The sequence below is a fragment of the uncultured Thiodictyon sp. genome, from assembly GCF_903828115.1.
In the GTDB taxonomy this organism is placed as follows: Bacteria; Pseudomonadota; Gammaproteobacteria; order Chromatiales; family Chromatiaceae; genus Thiodictyon.
In genome coordinates, this window is sequence record NZ_CAIKKU010000302.1 from 1 (window position 1) to 4,121 (window position 4,121).

Annotated in this window: 3 protein-coding genes; all 3 read left to right on the top strand. The window is 72.2% G+C overall.

From position 1 onward, the window contains the following. Positions 1-82 precede the first annotated feature (82 nt). Positions 83-2,074: a metallophosphoesterase gene (locus tag QZY48_RS11115; RefSeq protein WP_295430924.1), complete on the top strand. Its 1,992-nt coding sequence runs from the start codon at positions 83-85 to the stop codon at positions 2,072-2,074. Then, complete coding sequence (locus QZY48_RS11120) at positions 2,068-3,708, top strand: SUMF1/EgtB/PvdO family nonheme iron enzyme (RefSeq protein ID WP_295430925.1); 1,641 nt, start codon at positions 2,068-2,070, stop codon at positions 3,706-3,708. The genes QZY48_RS11115 and QZY48_RS11120 overlap by 7 nt, the downstream gene beginning before the upstream one ends. Positions 3,709-3,837: 129 nt before the next feature. After that, positions 3,838-4,121 (top strand): helix-turn-helix domain-containing protein (locus tag QZY48_RS11125; RefSeq protein ID WP_295430926.1); only part of this gene is annotated, 284 nt, incomplete at its 3' end.

Below are 4,121 nucleotides of genomic sequence, written 5' to 3' on the forward strand. Positions count from 1 at the left end.
CCCGGCAGGCACCCGCCGTTGCCATCCGCCCGCCCCATTGCTTAGGATGGGTGCCAATCAACCCCAAAGGACGGACCCCCGCGTGACCCGGCACAATCCAGACGATCCCATCCGCATCCTGCACCTCTCGGACCTGCACTTTCGCGCCGACCGCGCCTGGGACGCGGACCCGGTGCTGCGCGACCTGGCCCGCTTCATCGCCGCCGAGGTCCGACAAGGGCTGGTGCCGGACCTGGTGGCCATCACCGGCGACCTGGCCTTCTCGGGCAAGGCGGACGAGTACCGCCGCGACCCGGGCCAGCCGGACGACCGGCCGCACTGCACCGCCTGGGACTGGCTGACGGATGAACTGTGGCCGGCCCTCGCGCCCGACCCGGCGCGGCCACTGCCGCGCGAGCGCCTGCTGCTGGTCCCCGGCAATCACGACGCCGACCGCCGCCAGGTCGACCTGATCGCCCGCATGGCCCAGCAAGGCCTGCTGGCCGCCGCGGATCAGGACCAGATCGCCACCGTGCTGGCCGATCCCAACCAGGGCGCGGTGCTGTTCAAACGCCACGCCGCCTACCTCGCCTTCTACGGCGCCTGGCTGGGGACGCCGCAAGCCCTGCCCTGGTGGCAGCGCAGCATCGAGATACACGGCCAACGCCTGCACCTCGCCGGGCTCGACTCCGCCTGGATGGCCTGTGACGACCAGGACTATGGCCGCCTCTTGCTCAGCCATTACCAGATCAACCAGACCGTCGATGTCCGCGCCGCCGCGGGTGCCGATTGGCGGATCGCCCTGCTGCACCACCCCTGGGACCATCTCGCCCCCTTCGACGGCAGCGCGGCCCGCCAGACCATCCACCTGCACCGCGACCTGGTCCTGCGCGGCCACCGCCACGAGACCGAGGCCTTCCGCGTGCTCTCGCCCGACCCGGCCCGCGCCTGCCTGGAACTGGCCGCCGGCTGCGTCTATGACGGCAGCCGCTATCCCAACGCCTTCCAATGGATCGAACTCTCCGCGGACCCTCCCGTCGGAGCGGCCCCCGGCCGCGACGCCCCCAAGCGGGTAAGGGTGCACTTGCGCGCCTGGGTCCAAGGCGCCTGGCAGACCGACCGCAATCAACCAGGGTGCCCGGACGGCCACGCCGAGTTCGACCTCGACCGGCCCGCCGCCGCGCCGGGCAAGCGGCCGCCGCCCCCCGCCGACCCGCGCAAATACCTGGAAGACCTCGCCACCGACACCGGCTCGATCGACATCCGCGGCCTGGTCACCGGCCGCCCCGAGGCCCACCGCTTCCCCATCGCGGAGCTTTACATCGAACTCCAGGCGACCGGCACCGGGGCCGCGGCGGCGGACCAGACCGGCGAGGCCCGCACCCACCCCCGCGCCACCCTGCTGCGCGAGGCCCTGGTCAATCCCCGCCTGGTCATCGTCGGCGACCCCGGCTGCGGCAAGACCACCTTCCTACGCTGGGTCGCCCACTGCCTGGCCGCGGACCGGCTGGGGCGCGACCCCGGGGCCGCCGCGCGCCGGCTCGGGCTCGATCCGGGCGAGGCCGGGCCGCGCCTGCCGCTCCTGATCCCCATCGCCGACTGGCTCGACTATATCGAGCGCACCAAGGCCCAGAAGACGGGCCCGACCCTGCCCAACGGCGCCGCCTGGCTCCCCGCCTATCTCGGCGCGCGCGCCGGCGACGCCAACCAGGCCCTCGGCACGGACGACTTCCGCCGCCTGCTCGACGACGGCCAGGCCCTGATCCTGCTCGACGGCCTGGACGAGGCCCCCGACCGGCTCCAGCGCGAGCGCGCCGTGCGGCGCATCGAACGCCTGGCCCAGGCCTGGCCGCGCTGCCCCCTGGTCGTCACCAGCCGCCCGGCCGCCTATCAGGACAAGGCCGTGCTCGCCGGTTTCACCCACACCCCATCGAGGCCCTGGACGCCGCCGCCATCGACGGCTTCCTCGCCCGCTGGGGCCGCGCACTCTTCCCCGAGCGCCCGGACCGGGCCGCCGCCCACCACCGGGAACTGGCCGCCGCGCTCGCCTCCCGCCGGGAGATCCGCCAACTCGCCCGCAACACCGTCATGCTGACCGCGCTCGCCGTCGTACACTGGAACGACAAGCGCCTGCCCGAACAGCGCGCCGAACTCTACGAGTCCATCGTCCGCTGGCTGATCGAGGCGCGCGAACAGCGCCCCGGCCGGGAGCGCGCCCAGCGCTGCCGCCAGCTCCTGGCGGAGTTGGCGCTCGCCATGCAGACCGACCCCAAGGGCCGCCAGGTCCAGGTCACCCGCCGCTGGGCGGCCGAGCGCATCGCACCCCGTTGCGACCGGGGCCAGGCCGGCGACGCGGCCGGGGACCCCATCGAGCGCGCCGAGTGCTTCCTGGCCGCCGAGGAGATCGACAGCGGCATCCTGGTCCGCCGCGGCCACCAACTGCGCTTCTGGCACCTGACCTTCCAGGAATACCTCGCCGCCCAGGCCCTGGCCGGTCGACCGGACGCCGAGCGTGCCGAGCTGCTCCTGTCCGCTGCCGGCGACAACGGCGCCGCGCTCTATCGGCCGGAATGGCGCGAGACCGTCCTGCTGCTCGCCGGCGTGCTCTACCTGCAGGGCGAGGACAAGGTGGAGTGCCTGATCGCCGCCGTCCTCGACCGGCTCGGACCGACCCCCACGCTGGCCCGACAGGCGCGCGCCGCCGGTCTGCTGGGCGCACTGGTGCGGGACCTCAGCCCCTTCGGCTACCGTCCCGCCGACCCCCGCTATGCGCTGGTCCTCGACGCCGCCCTGGCCGTCTTCGACCCCGTTCAGGCCCCGGCCATCCCGCTGGCGGACCGCATCGCCGCCGCCGATGCGCTGGCCCAGGCGGGCGACCCGCGGCTGGGGTGGACCCAACCCGGGCGCTGGGTGGAACTGCCCGGCGGGCGCTTCGCGATGGGTGCGCAGAAGCAGGACCGGGCGGCGCCGGGCTACGACCCCGAGGCCGACGACGCCGAGGCCCCGGTTCACAGCGTGACCCTCGCCGGCTTCCGGATCAGCCGCTTCCCGGTGACCGTCCAGGAGTTTGCCGAGTTTCTGGACGATGAGGACCACGCCGACCCCCGCTGGTGGCAGGCCGGCGGGGCGGACGAGGCCGTTGAGCCCGATAACTGGGAGTCCCAGCGGGCCTATCCGAGCCGGCCGGTGGTCCATTGCTCCTGGTACCAGGCCATGGCCTTCTGCGCCTGGCTCAGCGACAAGCTGGCCCGGCCCCAAGGCGCTAAGGGCACCCTCTGGTTACCCCCGGGCCTCGTGGTGCGGCTGCCGACCGAAGCGGAGTGGGAATACGCGGCCCGCGGCGAGTCCGGCCGGCGCTATCCCTGGGGCAACGAGCCGCCCAACGCACAGCGCGCCAATTACGGCGAAACCAAGGTCGGGCACGCGACCCCGGTCGGCATCTTCCCCGGCGATTGCACCCCGGACGGCGTGCTGGACCTGGCCGGCAATGTCTGGGAGTGGTGCCTGGACGCCTATCGCGACGACTTCTATGCCGAGTGTCACCGCCAAGGGGCGCCGGCCGACCCGGTGGCCCGCGGCGACGGCGGGTCGTCGCGCGTGCTGCGCGGCGGTGCCTTCTTCCGCGTGGCCAGGGTCCTGCGCTCCTCGAACCGGATCTGGGACGTGCCCGGGTTCCGGTACCAGACCATCGGGTTCCGCTGCGTCCTGGCCGCGCCCCGCCAGCCTTGACCCTTCGATCCTTTGACCCTTTCTTTACAACGGACCGCGTAGCGGTCCGTTTACGATTGACAATGCAATGACATTTTGTCAGTGTAAGTGTCACTGTCAATCACACTGACACGGGCTGTCAGTCCTGCCATGCAACTCACCCTCGAACAAGCCGCGGACCGTCTGGGCAAGTCCGTCCGCCAGGTACGCTACCTGATCCAGAGCGGTGTCCTGCCCGCCGCCAAGACCGGCGGGCGCCGGCTGATCGCCGCCGCGGCCTTCTCGTTCCCACGCGCAAGCAGCACTGCCGTCAAGTCAAGCGCCGTAGCCCAAGCCCCTGGAGTCCAAGGCTTCAGGAGATTTCTGAGTAAAAGTTTCCCGCTTTTTGGGATAGAATATTGGCACTGGCAGATTTCCTCCGCGGCGCAGGAAAG